This is a genomic window from Streptomyces sp. NPDC002889 (assembly GCF_042888425.1).
GTDB lineage: Bacteria > Actinomycetota > Actinomycetes > Streptomycetales > Streptomycetaceae > Streptomyces.
In genome coordinates, this window is sequence record NZ_JBIAPT010000031.1 from 77,407 (window position 1) to 94,404 (window position 16,998).

Consider the following 16,998-nt stretch of genomic DNA (forward strand, 5'->3'; position numbering starts at 1 on the left):
CGAGGGGCCGGGCCGAAGCAGCCGGACCGCCGGGCGGTCTTCTAGGCCGTGGCGCAAGCCACGAGGTCGTCCAGGTCGACGGTGGTACAGCCCTGCAGGACAACCGCGTCACCTACGGCGAGGGTCCAGCGGATTCTCGGGTCGTCGTACGCCACGTACGTGAGCCCGTCGTCGTTGTCGCAGGGCAAAGGCCTGAAGGTCTTGGGGTCGTACACGATGCCGGCGACGCCCCAGGCCGGGGCGAACTCCACGAGCGACGCCGTATAGCCCTTCCGCAAGTGCGAGCAGTCCCGCACGGCCTCGACAGCGCAGTTCTCGTGTACCTGGGGTCTCGCCCTCGGCAATGGTCCGTTCGCGGCACGCACAAGGAAGAGATGGCGTCCGTCGCTTCTGCCGAAGGTGCTCTCGCCACAGACCTGGCAGAGCATGTGGCTCATCGCCTGCCGTTGACGCAGCGTGTGCACACCAGCGAGAAGCGGTCGCCCGAGCCCGCGCGTGGCCGACACCCTGATCCTCAGCGTGCCGTTCCGTCGGTCTGCCCTGCTGTACTCGTCCGCGTAGCCAATCGCCGCCGACACCACGCCGCAGCACGATGGCGACCGCACGTACCTCTCGCTCGTCCAGGGCGCGATGAATGGCACACGAAGGCCATTCCAGTAGAACTGACGCCGGTTCACGCGGAGGCTCGCTCTGCGGGAGCGGTCGGCCGGTGCGGCGCGACAACATTGCCGTCCGGCAACAAGCCGCCCGTGTCCTCGAAGACCAGGAAGCCGTTGCAGAGCAGCGCCCAGCCCTGATCAGCGTGGCGCGCGACAACCCTGGCGGCCTCACGATCGGGCGCCTCAGCTGTAGGACAGGGGGGATCATGCCGACACATGCGCACTCTTCCTCTCGGGCTGCTCGTTCGATGGGGAGTTGGGGCCCTCTTCGGCGCTCTACGAAGCCGCGGGGGAACGGCTCGGGAACGCCGAAGAGGGGCCGTAGGGCCGCGAGCACCGCAGCGGCAGAGCGGCACACGAATGCGGCGATGGCGGTGTTGCTGTAGCCGTAGAAGCGGCCCAGCACGGCGTTGTCCCACCGTTGAGCGGGCTCGTGCTCGCCCCACGCCACGATGTGGCAGGCATCCGGATACGGAGACCAGCGCAGGCGCACGTTCGGATAGCCGTGCCGTCCCTGCAGTTCGTCGCGTACGAGCAGGCCGACGCAGAGGCAGGAGACGGTGTGGTAGCCGCCGCGGCGCGAGCCGCCTACCGGAACGGCGAGGAATGGAATCTGGAGGGAGCGCAGGGCGATGCTTCGATCCAGCAGCCGCGGATCGGCGAGCCGGGTGAGGAAGTATCCGTAGTCGTAGGCGTCGGCCGCCGGCAGAACAGTGACGGGCGGGGGCACAGGGTGTGGGGCTCTTGGGTCGTGCATCAGTCGACGTCCTTGATTTGCCGAGTGGCGATCAGGCGTTCCACGAGTTCCGTTGTCGTCCACGCGAGCCGGCGCGGGAGCCCGAGGCCCCGCCAGTAGTCCCCGGGCATCTCCTCATTCCGAAGGCTGCGGGCCTGTTCGACGAGGCATAACACCTCGGTACTCGGCGGGAACTGGGGGTCGGCCACCGCGATGTTGCATAGCTGCATCAGGTTGCCGCGCAAGCGTTCGCAAGGCTCGTCGACGTCGTCCACGGCGGGCCTCTGCTCCCCAAGGACCTCGTCCAGGTTGTCGAAGACGGCCGTCAGGTTGAGTGGCTGCCAAGCGCGCGCCTTTGCGGCAACTTTGGCAGGCACAGCGGCGCTGAGTGGGGGTTCCCACTTCGATACGTGGCGTTGTGGACTCGCGCTTGCGGCGTGCTCCGAGACAAGAGGGGCGGGGGACATCAGGAACTCCAGAGAGGGACGGGGTCAAGGGCGCTCGAGGGATCCCGGGTCTGACACGAAGACCCAGACGTCCTTGCCGGCGCCGGTGGTGGAGACGGACGACTCGTCGACCAGGGCGCGTACAAGGGCCAGGCCGCGCCCGCATTCGGCGAGTGGCTTCACAGTCACAGGCACTGGGGGCGGGGGTCGTTGTCGCGGACGATCGCGGTGACGCCGTCGGGGACTTGCTGGACGAGAAGGCTCACCATTCGGCAACCGGAGTCGTCCGGTGCGGTGTGTTCCAGAACGTTCGTCAGCAGCTCATTGATGGCGACGAGCAGCCGGTCGGAGGTCTCGGCGTCGATGTGCCACCAGCGCAGGTGTGCGCGCAGAATGCGCCGGACGCCCGTCAGGTGCTCAGCCTCCACGCTGAAGGTCATGTCGAGCTGACCGCGCCTGCTTCTGGACGTCGTTCGAATCGGAGTGTCCGTGTCAGGGGTGTCGAGGAGTGCGCTCATCTCTGCTCCGTCCGTTCTGCCGGAACCCCCTGCAGCAGGGGGAAGTTGCGGTGTGTACTGGGACCGAACCGATCAGCAACCATTCAGGCAGAGCGCACCGAGATCGTGCAGAGCCTGATGCCGAGAGCTGGAATGTTCGGCATCGCGACGACGGGGACGGGACATGCCGCAGCCAGAGAAGAAGCTCGACCCAACAGCATCCCCGCAGGAGTGGTTCGGCTACGAGCTACGCACTCGGCGCAAGGCGGAGGAGCTGTCGGCTCGCGCTCTGGGGCGCTTAGTACAGGTCAGCGACGATGTGATCCTGAATATTGAGAAGGGCAAGTACCCGTCGTGCCAGTGTGACTTGGCGAAGCGCCTCGACGACATCCTTGGCACCGGTGGCGTCTTCGACCGGGCATGGCCGATGGCTTTCGACCCTCGCGATGCCGATAAGAACCGCGCTGATGCCGATAAGCGCGCTGCGGCCAGGGCGGAGGGAACGGTTCTGGTGCGAGCAGGGCGCATCCTGGGCAGTGACGAACCACCCTCTCGCCCTGGGAGCCATGATCCCGTGGACCGACGCTCGTTCCTCCAAGCCAGCGGCCTTGCCGCCATCGCCCCCATAGAAGTCACCCAGGCATTCGCCCCGTCCAGCCTGGCACTGCCTGAGTCCATCGGCGCCAGCCACATCGACCAGATCCAAGAGGTCGCCACCGCAATCAGCGGCTGGGACAACAAGTTCGGCGGCGGCGGCATGGTCCGCGACGTCGCCGGCCGGGCCATGCAGTGGTCCGCGGGGCTTCTTCAGGCCCAGTGCCCGCAATACCTGCGCGCCGACCTCTTCGCCGCCGTCTCCCGTCTCGGCATCGTCGTGGGCGCCTCCGCGTTCGACTCCTACGCACACGACGAAGCCACCACCACGTTCAAGTTCGCCGCCGACTGCGCGGAGGAGGCCGGAGACTGGCACCTGCGCGCCAAGACGTACAGCTTCCTCGCCCGCCAGGCCGTGTGGATCGGCCAGCCCGACGACGGGCTCACCTATGCCGAAAAGGGCCTGGTGCGCCGCGACCGGCTGACTGCAACCGAGCAGGCGATGCTCCAGACGGCGCGCGCTCGAGCGTTCGGGAAGTTGGGCAACGTACGCGACTGCATGGCCGCCGTCGGAGAAGCCGACGACGCCTTCGCACAGTCCCGCCCTGCGGAAGACCCGCCGTGGATGGCCTACTACGACGAGGCGCAGCACAACGGCGACACCGCCCACGCATTGTTCGACCTCGCGATCCTCGCCGGTCAGGACCCCGGCCGCGCGGCCAGCCGCTTCTACACCGCAGTGAAGGGACACTCGGACGCCTTCAAGCGGTCCCGGGCGATCTCCCGTACCAAGCTCGCCGCGCTCATGATGGCCAAGGGTGACCCACAGCAGGCTGCGGTGATCGGACATGACGCCCTGGACGAGGTCGGCCGGCTTACATCCCGCCGCGCCGCCGATGACCTTCGGCAGCTTGGCGCCTTTGCCTCCAAACATCCGCGCGTTCAGGAGGCCGTAGGCCTGCGCGAGCGCATCACCGCTACCGTCTCGGCATGACCACGTCGGCAGCCGCGCCCGCCCGCCAGACCCTCGAACTGGCCTGCTCAGCCGTCGGACTGGACACCGACGGCGCCGAGCCGGTACGGCTGGCCGAGAACCAGATATGGCGGCTACCGGGCCAACAGGTGATCGTGCGCATCGCCCGTTCCGGGCAGGGCGCGGCCGCAGGCCGGGAAGCGCGCGTCGCCCGCTGGCTCGCCGAGAACGACGTGCCGGCCGTGCGCCTGGTCGATGTCGAGCAGCCGGTCGAGGCGGACGGGCGACCGGTCACCTTCTGGAAGGAACTCCCGCCCCACGAGCACGGCACACCGGGCGACGTCGCGCAGCTGCTCCGCCAGCTCCACGCGCTCCCGGCCCCGGACCTCGAGCTCGGTTACCTCGACCCGTTCGTCAGGATCACCGAGCGGCTCCAGGCGGCAACGACCCTGCACAAGGCTGACCGTTCGTGGCTGCACGGCCTCCACCAGGACCTGGCGGCAGCGTGGGCCGCCCGGCCTGCCGGACGGCCCGACTGCGCCGTCCACGGCGACGCCTGGCCTGGAAACCTCATTCGTACGGCCAGCGGGCCCGTGATGATGGACCTGGAGCGGTTCTCGCTCGGGCCGCCGGAGTGGGATCTCGTCTCAACTGCCGTACGCACACGGACAACCGGCGCGGTCACCGCGACCGAGTACGAGGAGTTCTGTGCCGCGTACGGGTCAGACGTCACCGACTGGCCCGGCTACGAGATCCTGGCCGGGGCCCGGGAGCTCCGCATGGTGACGTATGCCGCCCAGCACGCGGCTAGCAACCCCGAATGGGCAGGTCAGGCCCAGCACCGGATCGACTGCCTGCGCGGCCGCCGCGGTCCTCGCCCGTGGAACTGGAAAGGGATCATGTAGCCGACGGGGCTCGCCATGACCGCAGACGGTCGGCGAGGTCGAAGGTGTCCACGCGCAGAGCCTTGATGTCCTCGATCAACTGGATCCACTGCTCTTGAGCCGCGACGACGGTCTCGCCGGAGGCCTCGATGTACGCCACGGCGACCGCGTACCCGTACAGCTCGTTCCGGGCGGGCAGCGGCCGCTGCAGCACGATCGTGTCGAGCAACGCGGCGGCCCGCCAGTAGGCATCGGGGTCGCTCACATCCAGGTGGGGCGTGTTCACCCGATGCCCGGCACCCGCCGCTTCTCAGCGGCCAGTCCTGCACCCGCTCTTGCTTCCCATCTGCGAGGCTTGCCATCACGGAGCATCGTTGAGGGTTCAGTGAGCTTCACCCGTCCGGTCTTCCCCTTCCCTGTGGCTCCCGGATGGAACGGGAGCTCTTGGGCTTCTTCCCCGAGCTTCGCACCCCGCCGTTACCAGCGACGCACGTCGGGGAGGGGACGGGCCTTGGACACTGGCCCGGGTTACGTCATCGGCGTCATGCCGACCTCCTCCCTACGTAACCACTCACAGCGTGCGACCTCGCGTCGCACCACCGATCTGACAGCTCGGTGCGGCCGGCGGTCCCGGAATATTAGCGCTGGACCCCGGCGGAGGTGGTGCCCTTCTTGATGAACCCGGTGTTGTCGATGATGAGGACCCCGCTGTCATCGCCGAGCTTGTCGGCGACGTATCCCTGCAGGTCATCGCGGATATCGTCGGGCTCCCACTTCGCGCCAGCGAGCAGATGCTGCAGACCGTCGGGCGTGGAGTGGCCCGCCTGCTCGGCCAACTGCCAACTGTTCTTTCGGGCCACCGGGGCGAGCGGCCCGCGTACATAGTCACGCATGCAGCGGCGAGGTTCCACACGGCCGAAGCGATGACCGATAGCCACGAAGAGGTCGTCCAGTTCAAGGTCCCACTGCTCGGCAGCACGCTCGGCGATCACGTGGGGAAACCTTCCCACCCGCTGCCATTACCAGCGGCGTTGTCGCACGTCGAGGGGCAGCCTCCGTGAGACCGCCCCTGACCACTCCACAGCCCGCTACACTCCAGCCGCCCAGCGAACCCGCAGGTCAGACAGCGAAATCCTGCTGGAGTACTAAGTGCCCGAGCGAGGTCGAGCTGGGCAGTGGTGCAGGACGCCACGGCGAGGCCGTTCACTGCCAGCCAGTCGATGAGTCGGTGCGGGGTCATGGAGTTCGATCACGCCCAGAAGGACGCTGCCGGGCGAGGGCGCGTTGCCCCGCAGGAGAGATCAACGACGATGTCTAGGCAGCGTGGCCGAGGGTCGTGCGGCGCAGCCTCCCGGCAAGCTGCCTCAAGGCGACCGACCCGTTGGGAGAGGCTCGCGAGCTCGCTGCGCACCGACTGCAGGGCATCCTCGAGCGGATCAGCTGGCATGGCTGTTCACCTTCTTCAGAGCGTCCTTGGTGGCTTCGGCGATCTCCTTGGCCGCGTTGGCCTTCGTGGATCCGCTCGAACTTCACTCGGGTGACCGGCGTGTGTGGCGGTGCACGACGAGTCCTTCGTGCTCCTTGATCTGGCGGATGTCACCGGGTTCGAGCACGGCACGGGTCGGCATAGGGCTGGATGCCTCCTGCGTATCGGAGCGGGGCGGACCACGAGCAGGCCGCCTGGCCGACGAGTCCGAACCTACGCCTTGTCAGGGCGAACCCGCCGAACACGGGTGCGAGGCCTGCGGCCCGGGGGAGCCCGTGAGCATCGCATGCTCCCGTTGGGGCATGTGGAGAGATGGCAGGGACGGACGGCGGACGGCAACATGGGCACTTCGGCCAGGGGAGACAACCACATGACGGACCCCAAGACCGCGGAAACGGTCGGCGAACGATCTCCGGACTTGGCTCTGGAGGCGCTCACCGGGGCGTTGGGAGCCCTGCATACCGGCGCCTATCTGACGGACGACCAGGGGTGCGTCATCGCGGTCAATGCCCGCGCCGAACAGCTCCTGGCCCGGTCCGCGGCAGAGCTCGTCGGCCGGGACGCGCACGACGTACTGCACCGCAACCGCCACGGAGAGCCCATTGCGAGAGCCCAGTGCCCGGTGCGGCAGGCCATCTTCGCCGGGCGCACGGCACAAGGGGCGGACGAGTGGATCGAGCGTGGTGACGGCTCGATCCTGCCGGTGTCATGGCTGGTCACACCCTGCGACGTCGGGGACCGGAACACGGTCACCCTCGTGATCTTCCATCCTCGCGACGCTCCCTGTCCGCCCGCTGAACTTCCCGACCGGCCCGCCGCGTCGCTCTCGGAGCTCGAGCGGCTGGCCCTGCTGGCGGAGACGACCACGACACTGACCTCCACCCTGGACGTCGACGAGGCTCTGCGCAGACTGGTGGACCTGGTGCTGCCCCGCCTCGCGGACTGGGCCGTCATCGACCTGATCACCGAGCGCGACGAAGTGTGGCGCCCCGCCGTCGTGCACGCGGAGAACGGGACCCCGGTGAACAGGGAGGACCTCCAGGGGCCGATGCCGCCGGTACCGGAGGATTCCCCGATGCCCCTGTCCCGGGCCCTGCGGGGCGTGTCGTCCGCGCTGGCCGGGCCGGAGACGTACCAGGGCCCGCCGGACTCGGGCATCGCGGTGGAACAGCGCCGCCTGTTCACCGTGACCGGCATGCACTCGGCGGCCATCGCCCCCATCCGCGGCGTACGGGAGATCCTGGGAGCCATCACCCTGGGCCGCTCCGAGCGGCCGGAGCCGTTCACCCCGGCCGACGTCGCGCTGCTCGAGGACATCGCGCGCCGAGCCGGCCTGGCCCTGGCCAACGCCCGCCTCTACCAGCGGCAGCGGAAGGTCGCCGAGACGATGCAGCGTCATCTGCTGCCCCAGCTGCCGAGCGTGCCGGGGCTGGAGATGACCGCCCGCTACCTGCCCGCACCCAACGCCTCGCAGGTCGGCGGCGACTGGTACGACGCCTTCGCCCTGAGCGACGGCGCGACGGCCCTGGCCATCGGTGACGTCGTCGGCCACGACCTGGACGCCGCCGCCGGCATGGCGCAGCTGCGCAACATGCTCCGCGCCTACGCCTGGGCGCAGCACGAACCGCCGAGCAAGATCGTCGAGTGGCTCGACCACGCGTCTCTGCACATCGCCGAAGCCTCCATGGCCACCCTGGTCTACGCCAGGACAACCATGGCCGAGGACGGGCGGTGCGAGATGACCTGGACCAACGCCGGACACCCGCCGCCCCTGCTGGTCACGCACGACGGCGTGGCCCGCTTCCTCACCGACGGCCACGGTGTCCTCCTGGGTATCGGGGCTCATGAAGCCCCGAAGGGCCGTGTCGACGCGACCGTGTCGCTGCCGCCCGGTTCGACGCTCGTGCTGTACACCGACGGCCTGATCGAGGCCCCAGGCCGTTCCCTGGACGAGGGCCTGGACCGGCTCCGCCGGCACGCTGCGTCCCTGGCCCACCGCCCTCTGGAGCCGTTCACCGACCATCTGCTCGAGCGGGCCCGCCCTCCGCGGAACGAGGACGACGTCGCGCTTCTCGCCGTACGGATCCCTGTCTGAACCCGAGCCGCACGGATCCCCCGGGGGCGAGCAGCCGCCTGCACCCGGTCAAGCGCGGCTGGAGCGGCCTTCCCGGGGTATACGGGGCGTCGCTGTGGTGGATGCCGCCACTGGCGTGCCAACGCCCGGGTCCGCCAGAAATGGCCGTGCCCCGGGCGGTTTCGCGTTGATAGGCCGGCCGTCGGAAGCATCGGCTGCGCACAGGCTACGGCGGGAGGGGCGGCCCTGCGCAACTGACCTGCCTGGGGGCGCCGTCTACCCCAACCACACCGGGCCCACCGTCGCCGACTGGCGCCAGGCATGCTATCGAACCCCCTGGACTGCAGGTTCTCTGACGCTGCCCCAGCAGCCTCGGACGAGAAGGGAACCGAGCTCCAAGGACGGTCGATCCGGCTCCGGCAGTCCGGTCTGCTCCACGGACCGCCACTGCTGACCGCCTTGTTGGGCCCGGAAAATGCCCCGCAGCGCCCGCGCCGGAGTGCGAGACTCGGGCGGATGGAGCAGATGCGGCGTTTCCGATCGTCAGTCGTCGAGTGGGCAGCCGGCCGCAGTGGTGCCCCGGAGGCTGCCGCGGCCGCCCAGGAACTGGCTGCTCGCACAGGGCTGCGCACGGTCATCCTCGTCGAGGGCCACAGCGACCAGGCGGCGGTCGAGCAATTGGCCGCCCGCCTGGGCCGTGATCTCGACGCCGAGTGTTCTCCGGTCGTTCCGCTCGGCGGTGTGACAAGCATCGGGCGCTTCCTGCACGTGCTTGGCCCCCAAGGGCTGAACGTCGATGTGGCGGGTCTGTGCGACGCTGCGGAGGAGCGCTTCTTCCAACGCGGCCTGGAGCGGGCCGGACTCGGGCACGACCTCGGTCGTGTCGAGATGGAGCGACGCGGGTTCCAGGTGTGTGTCGCCGACCTCGAGGACGAGTTGATTCGGGCCCTGGGCGCCGACACGGTGAAGGAAGTCGTCGAATCCCAGGGCGAGGGCCGCTCGTTCCGCACCTTCCAGAAGCAGCCGGTGCAGCGTGAGAGGAGCGTCGAGCAGCAGTTGCATCGCTTCATGGGCACTCACAGCGGCCGCAAGGCGCAGTATGCCCGCCTGCTCGCCCGCCACCTGGACCTGGGCGATGTCCCAGGACCGTTGGCCCGCCTCCTCGCACATGTCGCGAACTGTGAGGCCCCGGCCGCGGGGTGAGCCGACGCACCGTCCGCAGACACGGCGGTGCACACCGTGGTCCGCCCGAGAGCGCACCGAAGCCCCGCCCGTGAGGCGGGGCTTCGCAGTGCACGGTACGGAGCGGATCGGACGCTGGTCGGGCCTCAGCCGCTGTCCACGGCCCGCTTCTTGCGGGAGCGGCGCCTCAGCGCCCGACGCTCATCCTCTCCCAGCCCGCCCCAGACACCGACGTCCTGGCCGTTGTCCATGGCCCACTGGAGACACTGCTCCCGCACAGGACACCCACGGCAGACGGCCTTGGCTTCCTCGGCCTGGAGCAGTGCCGGGCCACTCGTGCCGATGGGGAAGAAGAGGTCCGGGTCCTCGTTCCGACAGGCCGCAGCTTCACGCCAGTTCTCCATTACAGCCTCCCTCACCGCGCATGATCGCGGTCTTGGCGTTCCGATTCCGTTCTCTCTTCGGGTGACCGTTGCTGCCCAGCTGAAACAGAGCCGTCGAAGGTGCGCGCTCCTGGCCGATGAGCCGACGACGTCGCGACCGGCGAGATGAAGCCGCTGTGAGGGGTGTGTGCGTATCCACTCACGGGGTTGCGTCGGCCTTCGCCGAGAGCGACCGGATGTGGTCGGGCGTCCCTGCCGGAGACGTCGAACCCGCTGCTGTCCACCCTGAGCCTCGATCACTCACTCCGGGGGCGCGACCGTCGGGAGATGCCACAGCTCCGGTGCCGTGATGCGGAATCGGACCGTGGTTGCGTCGTTGCTCCAGCGTCCGGCGGGCCATGTTCGTCAACCTCCCTTGCCGCGATGGTCATCGCGGGGTTTGTGCGTCGGAGGATCGCACCGAAGGGGTCGCAACAGGCAGGAGGCGGCAGCTCCAGACGCACCGATGCGGCGTGCTCCTGAGGTAGTTGAAAGGCGCTCGGCCCCAACGGCCGGCGGCACCGGCTTCGGCCGGGGTGAACTCCGCCCAGTACCGGGGCGTGGCCTGCGCAGGCCGGGCCGGTGCGCCGTGCATGCTGGGCACCGCGTACACCGCGGCTTGGGAGACGCGTATGAAATGGCTGGTCTCATTGGCCGGAGCGGCGCTGGTCATGGCCGCTCTGCGGGACGTGTTCCACACCCTGTGGCACCCCACCCGTCACGGAGGGCTGAGTCGGCACGTCATGACTGCCCTGTGGAAAGCGTCGCGCCGTCTCCCTCCGCGCAGACGGCCGGCCGGACTCGCCGGTCCTCTCGCCATGGTGACAGTGGTGGCCATGTGGGCAGGCACTGTCGTCCTGGGATGGACGCTGATCTATTGGCCCTATCTGCCGGACGCCTTCTCGTTCGCCACGGGACTGGACCCCGCCGAGCACGGCGGTTTGGCGGATTCGCTGTACATCTCGCTGGTCACCGTAGCGACCCTCGGACTCGGCGACATCGCCCCGGCCGAGACATGGCTCCGCATCATCGCCCCCATCGAAGCCCTCGTGGGCTTCGCTCTGCTGTCGGCCACTGTCTCCTGGGTCCTGGAGATCTATCCGGCACTCACCCGCAGACGCGCTCTGGCCCTGCGCCTGTCGCAGCTGCAGCGGAACGACCCATCGCCGCAGCAGCTCGACTCACCCGCGGGAGCCGCCATTCTGGACGGTCTCGCGGCAGAACTGGCACGCGTCTCCGTCGACTTCATCCAGTACGCCGAGTCCTACTACTTCCACGACGGCGAAGACCGCACTTCGCTTGCCTCGATGGTGCGATACGCAGCCGACCTCGCCGACCGCGGCAGCAACGCCCAACATGCCGAGGCACAGCTCGCCGCCGCCCTGCTCACCACGGCGCTGACGGACCTTGCCGTCATCCTCGACCAGCGATTTCTGCACCGCGGTGGCTCAGCGCGTGACATCTACCGTGCCTACGCGGAAGATCACGGCAGAAGTCGTATCTGATCGCCGGTCGGAAGCGCCAGGTCATCTCCTGTGCAAGCGACTGCGCGGCACACCCGGCGGCCGGGGAGCTCACCGAAACGGGGTCGAGGAAACGGCCCCACGGTGCGCGACGTCACCGACGTCGTGGAGCGGCTTGCCGCGACGGCGCGTGGACCCAGGCCGAGTACGCGCGCCTGCCCTTCACGGCCCTCTCCGTGCTCCCGCTGCCATGCCCCATCCACGGCGAGGACCCTGTGCACGCTGTCCTCCTGCGCATCGCGAGGCGCACGCGGCTCCGGCGCCGTGCGGCGCTTCCACGGACGGGCAGAGCTCCTGGTCAAGACCCAGGCGTGTGGCTTGGAACCGGGGGTAACCGCACAGGACATGTGAGGACTTGGCTGGGAGGCGACAGGGATGCGGACCGGAATCGGCGGCAGGTCGGTCAGGGACAAGAGCGCACGGTCCGGAACACGGGCAGGACCCATGTCGCCTCTGGTGAGGGGCATGGCCATCATGCTGGCGTTCGCGGCGACCGTAGCCTTCAGCGTGGTTCTCGCGAAGCTGACCTTGGAGCCCTCCGCGGCCTCCGAGCCGTTGACCCACAGCAACCTGCGTCCGGGGGACTCCATCCGTGACTACCTCGCGCAACCCGCGCTGCGTGACACCGTCAAGCAGCTGGGCGGAAATCTGCTGCTTGGCGTTCCCTTCGGTCTGCTGCTGCCGGTGCTCGTGGAGCGGGCGCGAGGACTGCTGCGGGTATCGGTGGCGACGGCCCTGGTGATGACCCTGGTCGAGCTGGTCCAAGGCGCTCTTGTGACCGGTCGTGCCTTCGACGTCGATGACGTGATCCTGAACACCACAGGGGCCCTGCTGGGATACCTGCTGCTGGGCCGTCGCCTCGGCCGCGCCGTTCACCCGCGCCGCCGTCACTGGTGGCACCGCTGGAGCGGGAGCGAGAAGAAGGCCGCCACTGCCGGCACGTCACGTGGGTAGTGGGCCCCGGTGTCACACGGGGTTCGTGCGCTGCCCGGCCGTGCGACGCATCGGGGGACGGGCGACGAAGGCCGGGAACCCCGGACTCGGACGCACCGCCGGGGACGGCGGTTCGACGACGAGCTCGCTCACCACGAGCACTATGCGAACCGCGAGTCCCGGGACGGCGAGTTCGGGTCCGGCAGCGGTCCGGTCAGCCGGTCACTGGGCAGGTACGGCAGGGAATGCTTCGCGCGGCGCGTTCGTCGGTGTGTACCGCTGTGCGGCCACGGCGGTCGGCACCAAGTCCTTGTGGATGGCCTTCGCGACGCCCTGGATGGTGGCGACGCCGTAGTCCATCGTGCTGTTGTCCTGCGTCAGCACCGAGATGTAGTAGTCGTGGCCACCGCCTTGGAACGCGCCGATGCTGTGCACCCGCCAGCCGTGCGTGGACCGTGACAGCCAGCCGTTCTTGACGTGCACCTTCACGGAGGAGGGCGCGCCCGCCGGTGTGCCCCAGCGCTGCGACGAGATCACCTTGTTCATCAGCTTGAGGATGTAGGCGCGGGAGTTGTCACTCAGCACCGAGTTCTTCGCGGTGATCAGCGAGAGCAGCTTCTGCTCGTCCTGCACGGTGATCTGGGTGAGTCCCCAATAACCGCCCGAGCCCGGCACGGTGCGCGTCATCCCGGCCGCGGCGAGGAAGCCCTTGACCTTGGTGACGCCGAGCTGCCTCCACAGCGTGCTCGTCGCGTTGTTGTCCGACTTCGTGATCATGGCGGTGGCGAGATCGGCCTCGCGCTGCGTGAGATAGCGGTTGTGCTTCTTCGCATCCCACAGCAGCGTCGCGAGAACGGTCACCTTGACGATGCTGGCCGAGTCGTAGGCCGAGGTCGAGCGGAGGCTGCACGTGGTCTTCGTGGTGCGGTCGTAGAGGCCGACCGCAATGGTGCCCCTGCGGTTCCTCAGGGCAGTCGCGATGTCCTGCTGCAACTTCGCGGCCAGGCCGGCCTTGGCGGAGGTGCAGGCGACCTGCGGCGTGGCAGCAGCGGCGGGTGCTGCGGCCACGAGCGGTACGAGCACCCCGGCCGCGAGGCCCGCGGACAGCACATGGGCACGCCGGAATGTCCGGTGAGTCATTGGAGGCTTCCCCATCCCCTTTGTCTGATGCCGGGCAACTGCGGCCAGGCACATTCGCCCCACACGACTCACCGAACGGGTCGATGGTTGTAGCCGTTATGAAAAAATGATCAGAACCAGACTTCACTCGGCCCGGTCAAGGGCTCACGGCCACACCAGCGGTGCCCATCGATTCGGGCGAGGTCCGCACCACGGGTGGCCCGAACGACTCGGCGAGGGACACGAACCCGGCCGGACATCTCGATCACCGTCGCCTCCATGAACGCCTCCGTCACGTACGCGCGCAGGATGCCGGCGTGGCAAGGGCGACGAACGCCTGGGAACCGGTCCACAGGGAGGGCCGCGTCACACCCTGTGCCGCCTCGGTCTTCCGTTGTGGGCGTCGGCGGCAGACACCTCCCGCCGGTTCGACGCGGGTCCGATCGGCGCGGAAGATTGAGTGAGGCAGGATGCCGCTCCGGTAGTGCGCGGCCACGCGTCGGTGAGGCGGTGGCGACCTGCCGGGCAAGGTGGTGATGATGCCGACGTGGCGATTGCGGGACTTCCGCTACGACGATCTGGACCGCGCCATCCAGCTCTGGGATCAGGACCGGTCGGCGGACGAACCGCCCGCTGTGTTCCCCGTCTCCGAGGTCATGGCCGCTGCCCGGGGCGACGGTCCCGCCGTGGTCGCCGTGGTGGGCGACGACATGGTGGGCATGGCAGTGGCGCAGGCCCAGGGTGAGCGCGCCTGGATCACGCTTGTGGCGCTGGCCGGGACGTGGCGTAACCGCGGGATTGGCAGCGCCCTGATTGCGGGGCTCGAGCGTCGCCTGCGGGCGCAGGGGGCACGCCGGATCGGTGCGCTGCTCGCCCCGGGGGCCACCGGAACGACAGCTCTGGAAAACTCCGGCTATCAGGCTCACGCCGGATTGATCTTCTACGAGAAGGTCGAGCATCTCGGCGCGAGTGATGCCGGTCTGCTCGCGGAGCTCGGCGGGAGGGTGCTGCCGCAGGGGCTGTGGGGCTCCCTCGCGGGCATGGAGCGGGAGAAGGAAGCGATCGAGCGGCGGATCGTGCTGCCTCTGGCCGAGCCCGCGCTGGCCGACCGGTACGGGGTGGCGCCGCCGAAGGCGGTCATCCTCTTCGGCCCGCCGGGCACCGGCAAGACCAGCTTCGCCAAAGCCGTCGCCTCCCGTCTGGAGTGGCCGTTCGTGGAGCTCTTCCCTTCCCGGCTCGCCTCGGAAGGGGCCGGAGGCCTTGCCGCCTCGCTACGGGACACGTTCGCCGAACTGGCCGAGCTGGAGACCGTTCTGCTGTTCATCGACGAGGTCGAGGAGATTGCCGGCGTCCGGTCCGGCCTGGCCGTCGATCCCGGCCACGGAGTCACCAACGAACTGCTCAAGCTGATCCCCGGCTTCCGGGACCACGACGACCGCCTGCTGATCTGCGCCACCAATTCCGTTCGCTCCCTCGATCCGGCGTTCCTGCGCCCCGGCCGGTTCGACTACGTCATTCCGGTCGGTCCCCCCGACCCGGTCGCCCGGGCGGCGATCTGGCAGCGCTATCTCGGCCCCGTCGCAGACGGCATCGAACTGGACCCGCTGGTGGCGGCCAGCGAGATGTTCACTCCCGCCGACATCGAGTTCGCCGCACGCAAAGGTGCCCAGGCTGCGTTCGAACGGGAGGTCGTGGAACGCCGTGGAACGCCGGCCGGAACCCAGGACTACCTGGCCGCCATCGCCGACACCCGTCCCACCCTCACCGACCAGGCGCTCAGCGAGTTCAAGGAGGACATCGAGCACTACGTGCGCATGTGACGCCGGGTGCCGGCTGCCTCGGGGCGGCGGTCAGGAACATCACCGCTCGTGCCACGCCTCGAGTTTCGGATCGTGCCCCGGGGCCGCCCGGGGGACTGCCCGCCCACCCGGCCTGGCGCCGGGGAGACATCCGTCGTGGTAAAAATAGCGCATACGTTCGAAGGGGAAAGATGCCGCCAGCCGGCGCCGAGCGTCTGGATTGCATATCTATGCGAGATATGTCATAGTTTTGCCATGTAGCCCTCTACCTCGAGGAATATGACTTGATGACTGCTGGAGCCCACCCCACCGCTCCTGCCCCCCGCGCGAACATTGCCCTGGCTCGCGACTGCGACGAGTGCCGCGGCTGGGGGAGCGTGGTGACCGATGGCCGCTACGAGCTCTGCCCCGTCTGCCAGAATCTGAGTGACCGATCCTGACTGTCTCGCCGACGAGGGGCCCCGGTCCATCTCCGCGTGCGGCGGCCCGGGAGCCGGGCCCGCTCTCGAAACTCCACGCCGCCGCAGTGGTCGCGCGCCCCCGACATGACGGAGGCGCCACTGAAGCAGATCATCGCCGTAGGCCTTGCCGAGTCCCGGCCGGCCGCGGCTCGGGCCCATCGGATCCGATGTCTCTGTGAACGCGGCGGAGGATGCGCCGAGCGCGGCGGGTGCGACATCGGCCTCGGCCCTTCCATACCGGCAACTCTTCGGCGGACCGGCGCGAGCCGAGTGGTCAACCAGCCATCTTCGCCATCGGGTTGGAAAGGCCCGTACGGGCCGGGTGGTTGCCAAAGTGGCGGCGTGGTCATGACCGCGCGTATGTCACCTGCGTCGCAGCCCCGCCGACGGACCGTAGGACCCTCGCTTGTACGCCCCGAGGCGCATGGACGAGGAGTGGCTCGCGCAGCCGGAAAAGCCCGGCGTGAACTGGTCCCGTGGCGCGACGCGGCTCCGCCGACATTGCGACACGTCACCGCGCGAGGCGTGTCCGGCCCCGGTTCCGCACTTGGGGCCGGGGGCCGGCAGCGCCGCCGTCCGGGTTGCGCGCAGATCGCCCAGAGTGTCGTCGCCGTCCCGACGGAGGAAGGCATTGCAGCCTGGGGGCGGTGTGCGTATGGCCGGCGTGCGCTGGATCCGCCGTTACGCGGGCCGGTCTCAGGCGGCGTGGCCGGCCTTGCCGGCGCGGAAGACGCCCCTGCGCCGATCTATGTGTGAGGGAAGCGCGTGGCCATGGCGGCAACAGCTTGAAGAGAGGGCGGCATGGATCTGGCTTTGGCGCCATAGACGCTGGCTCGCTTGCAGTTCGGCATCACCACGTCTACCTCTGATGTGCGCAGTGCGCCGCCCTTCACTTCAGGGCGGTGGTGAAGCGCATCTCAAGATTGCTCTGGCCCGCACCGTAGGCACGGGTTCGCACTGTTGACCAGCTCACGGAGCGCTGCTGCTGCTCGATGTACTGCGGCGTCGGTCATGGCCTCACGTCGGTGCTTCGTGACAAAAACCAAGTGCATGTGCAGGTGGTAGACGACATGACGGCCAGTGCGCACGTCCGGTTCCATTGTGGTGGCATAGGTTTGCGGTCGTGCGTCAAGGAACCCTGGCCAAGCGGCAGTTCGGGCACCGGGCCCGGCTTTCACTGTCGCCTGCCGAGGTGTCGACGGCCCAAGCC

At 68.8% G+C, this 16,998-nt stretch carries 16 protein-coding genes and 1 pseudogene; 7 read left to right on the forward strand and 10 right to left on the reverse strand.

What is annotated here, in order from left to right; all coding sequences use genetic code 11:
* Positions 1-41: 41 nt before the first annotated feature.
* The 6 genes and pseudogenes from ACFYWI_RS33600 to ACFYWI_RS33625 all read right to left on the reverse strand — a co-directional run bounded on the left by ACFYWI_RS33600 (position 42) and on the right by ACFYWI_RS33625 (position 2,359).
* Complete coding sequence (locus ACFYWI_RS33600) at positions 42-251, reverse strand: hypothetical protein (protein ID WP_389239557.1); 210 nt, start codon at positions 249-251, stop codon at positions 42-44.
* 422 nt (positions 252-673) lie between these two features.
* Positions 674-877, reverse strand: coding sequence for a DUF5999 family protein (locus ACFYWI_RS33605; protein WP_389239558.1), 204 nt, complete (start codon positions 875-877; stop codon positions 674-676).
* Positions 878-1,023: 146 nt separating this feature from the next.
* A pseudogene (locus ACFYWI_RS33610) lies at positions 1,024-1,416 on the reverse strand (DUF6302 family protein); the annotation flags it as partial.
* Positions 1,416-1,862 carry a DUF6415 family natural product biosynthesis protein gene (locus tag ACFYWI_RS33615; protein WP_389239559.1) on the reverse strand — a complete coding sequence of 149 codons (447 nt, stop codon included), beginning with the start codon at positions 1,860-1,862 and terminating at the stop codon, positions 1,416-1,418. The gene ACFYWI_RS33615 and the pseudogene ACFYWI_RS33610, both read right to left, overlap by 1 nt.
* Before the next feature lie 24 nt (positions 1,863-1,886).
* The gene (locus tag ACFYWI_RS33620; RefSeq protein WP_389239560.1) at positions 1,887-2,030 is read right to left on the reverse strand and encodes a hypothetical protein; all 144 of its coding nucleotides are present in this window, start codon (positions 2,028-2,030) and stop codon (positions 1,887-1,889) included.
* Positions 2,027-2,359 (reverse strand): ATP-binding protein, encoded by a 333-nt coding sequence (locus ACFYWI_RS33625; RefSeq protein ID WP_389239561.1) that lies wholly within the window; start codon positions 2,357-2,359, stop codon positions 2,027-2,029. The genes ACFYWI_RS33620 and ACFYWI_RS33625 overlap by 4 nt, the downstream gene beginning before the upstream one ends.
* Positions 2,360-2,522: 163 nt before the next feature.
* On the opposite strand from ACFYWI_RS33625, the gene ACFYWI_RS33630 reads away from it, so the two are divergent.
* Both ACFYWI_RS33630 and ACFYWI_RS33635 read left to right on the forward strand, forming a co-directional pair.
* Complete coding sequence (locus ACFYWI_RS33630) at positions 2,523-3,926, forward strand: helix-turn-helix domain-containing protein (protein WP_389239562.1); 1,404 nt, start codon at positions 2,523-2,525, stop codon at positions 3,924-3,926.
* Positions 3,923-4,810 carry an aminoglycoside phosphotransferase family protein gene (locus ACFYWI_RS33635; RefSeq protein ID WP_389239563.1) on the forward strand — a complete coding sequence of 296 codons (888 nt, stop codon included), beginning with the start codon at positions 3,923-3,925 and terminating at the stop codon, positions 4,808-4,810. Before ACFYWI_RS33630 ends, ACFYWI_RS33635 begins: the two co-directional genes overlap by 4 nt.
* Here ACFYWI_RS33635 and ACFYWI_RS33640 read toward each other — a convergent pair.
* Both ACFYWI_RS33640 and ACFYWI_RS33645 read right to left on the reverse strand, forming a co-directional pair.
* Positions 4,803-5,075 carry a hypothetical protein gene (locus ACFYWI_RS33640; protein ID WP_389239564.1) on the reverse strand — a complete coding sequence of 91 codons (273 nt, stop codon included), beginning with the start codon at positions 5,073-5,075 and terminating at the stop codon, positions 4,803-4,805. The genes ACFYWI_RS33635 and ACFYWI_RS33640 overlap by 8 nt on opposite strands.
* A gap of 352 nt (positions 5,076-5,427) precedes the next feature.
* A complete protein-coding gene (locus ACFYWI_RS33645; protein ID WP_389239565.1) occupies positions 5,428-5,781 on the reverse strand; it encodes a transposase in 354 nt (117 codons plus the stop codon).
* Between the two features lie 864 nt (positions 5,782-6,645).
* Here ACFYWI_RS33645 and ACFYWI_RS33650 point away from each other — a divergent pair.
* Both ACFYWI_RS33650 and ACFYWI_RS33655 read left to right on the forward strand, forming a co-directional pair.
* On the forward strand, positions 6,646-8,370 hold the full coding sequence (locus ACFYWI_RS33650) for a SpoIIE family protein phosphatase (protein WP_389239566.1): 1,725 nt from the start codon (positions 6,646-6,648) through the stop codon (positions 8,368-8,370).
* A 495-nt stretch (positions 8,371-8,865) separates the two neighbouring features.
* Entirely contained in the window at positions 8,866-9,552 is a 687-nt protein-coding gene (locus ACFYWI_RS33655) for a TOPRIM nucleotidyl transferase/hydrolase domain-containing protein (protein WP_389239567.1), read from the forward strand.
* Positions 9,553-9,677: 125 nt separating this feature from the next.
* Here ACFYWI_RS33655 and ACFYWI_RS33660 read toward each other — a convergent pair whose 3' ends face one another.
* Positions 9,678-9,935, reverse strand: coding sequence for a WhiB family transcriptional regulator (locus ACFYWI_RS33660; protein WP_389239568.1), 258 nt, complete (start codon positions 9,933-9,935; stop codon positions 9,678-9,680).
* A gap of 650 nt (positions 9,936-10,585) precedes the next feature.
* Here ACFYWI_RS33660 and ACFYWI_RS33665 point away from each other — a divergent pair.
* On the forward strand, positions 10,586-11,458 hold the full coding sequence (locus tag ACFYWI_RS33665) for a potassium channel family protein (protein ID WP_389239569.1): 873 nt from the start codon (positions 10,586-10,588) through the stop codon (positions 11,456-11,458).
* 393 nt (positions 11,459-11,851) lie between these two features.
* On the forward strand, positions 11,852-12,430 hold the full coding sequence (locus tag ACFYWI_RS33670; protein ID WP_389239570.1) for a VanZ family protein: 579 nt from the start codon (positions 11,852-11,854) through the stop codon (positions 12,428-12,430).
* Between the two features lie 201 nt (positions 12,431-12,631).
* On the opposite strand, the gene ACFYWI_RS33675 is transcribed toward ACFYWI_RS33670, so the two are convergent.
* Positions 12,632-13,549, reverse strand: coding sequence for a serine hydrolase (locus ACFYWI_RS33675; protein WP_389239571.1), 918 nt, complete (start codon positions 13,547-13,549; stop codon positions 12,632-12,634).
* A 518-nt stretch (positions 13,550-14,067) separates the two neighbouring features.
* On the opposite strand from ACFYWI_RS33675, the gene ACFYWI_RS33680 reads away from it, so the two are divergent.
* Positions 14,068-15,348: an ATP-binding protein gene (locus ACFYWI_RS33680; protein WP_389239572.1), complete on the forward strand. Its 1,281-nt coding sequence runs from the start codon at positions 14,068-14,070 to the stop codon at positions 15,346-15,348.
* The last annotated feature ends 1,650 nt before the right edge of the window (positions 15,349-16,998 follow it).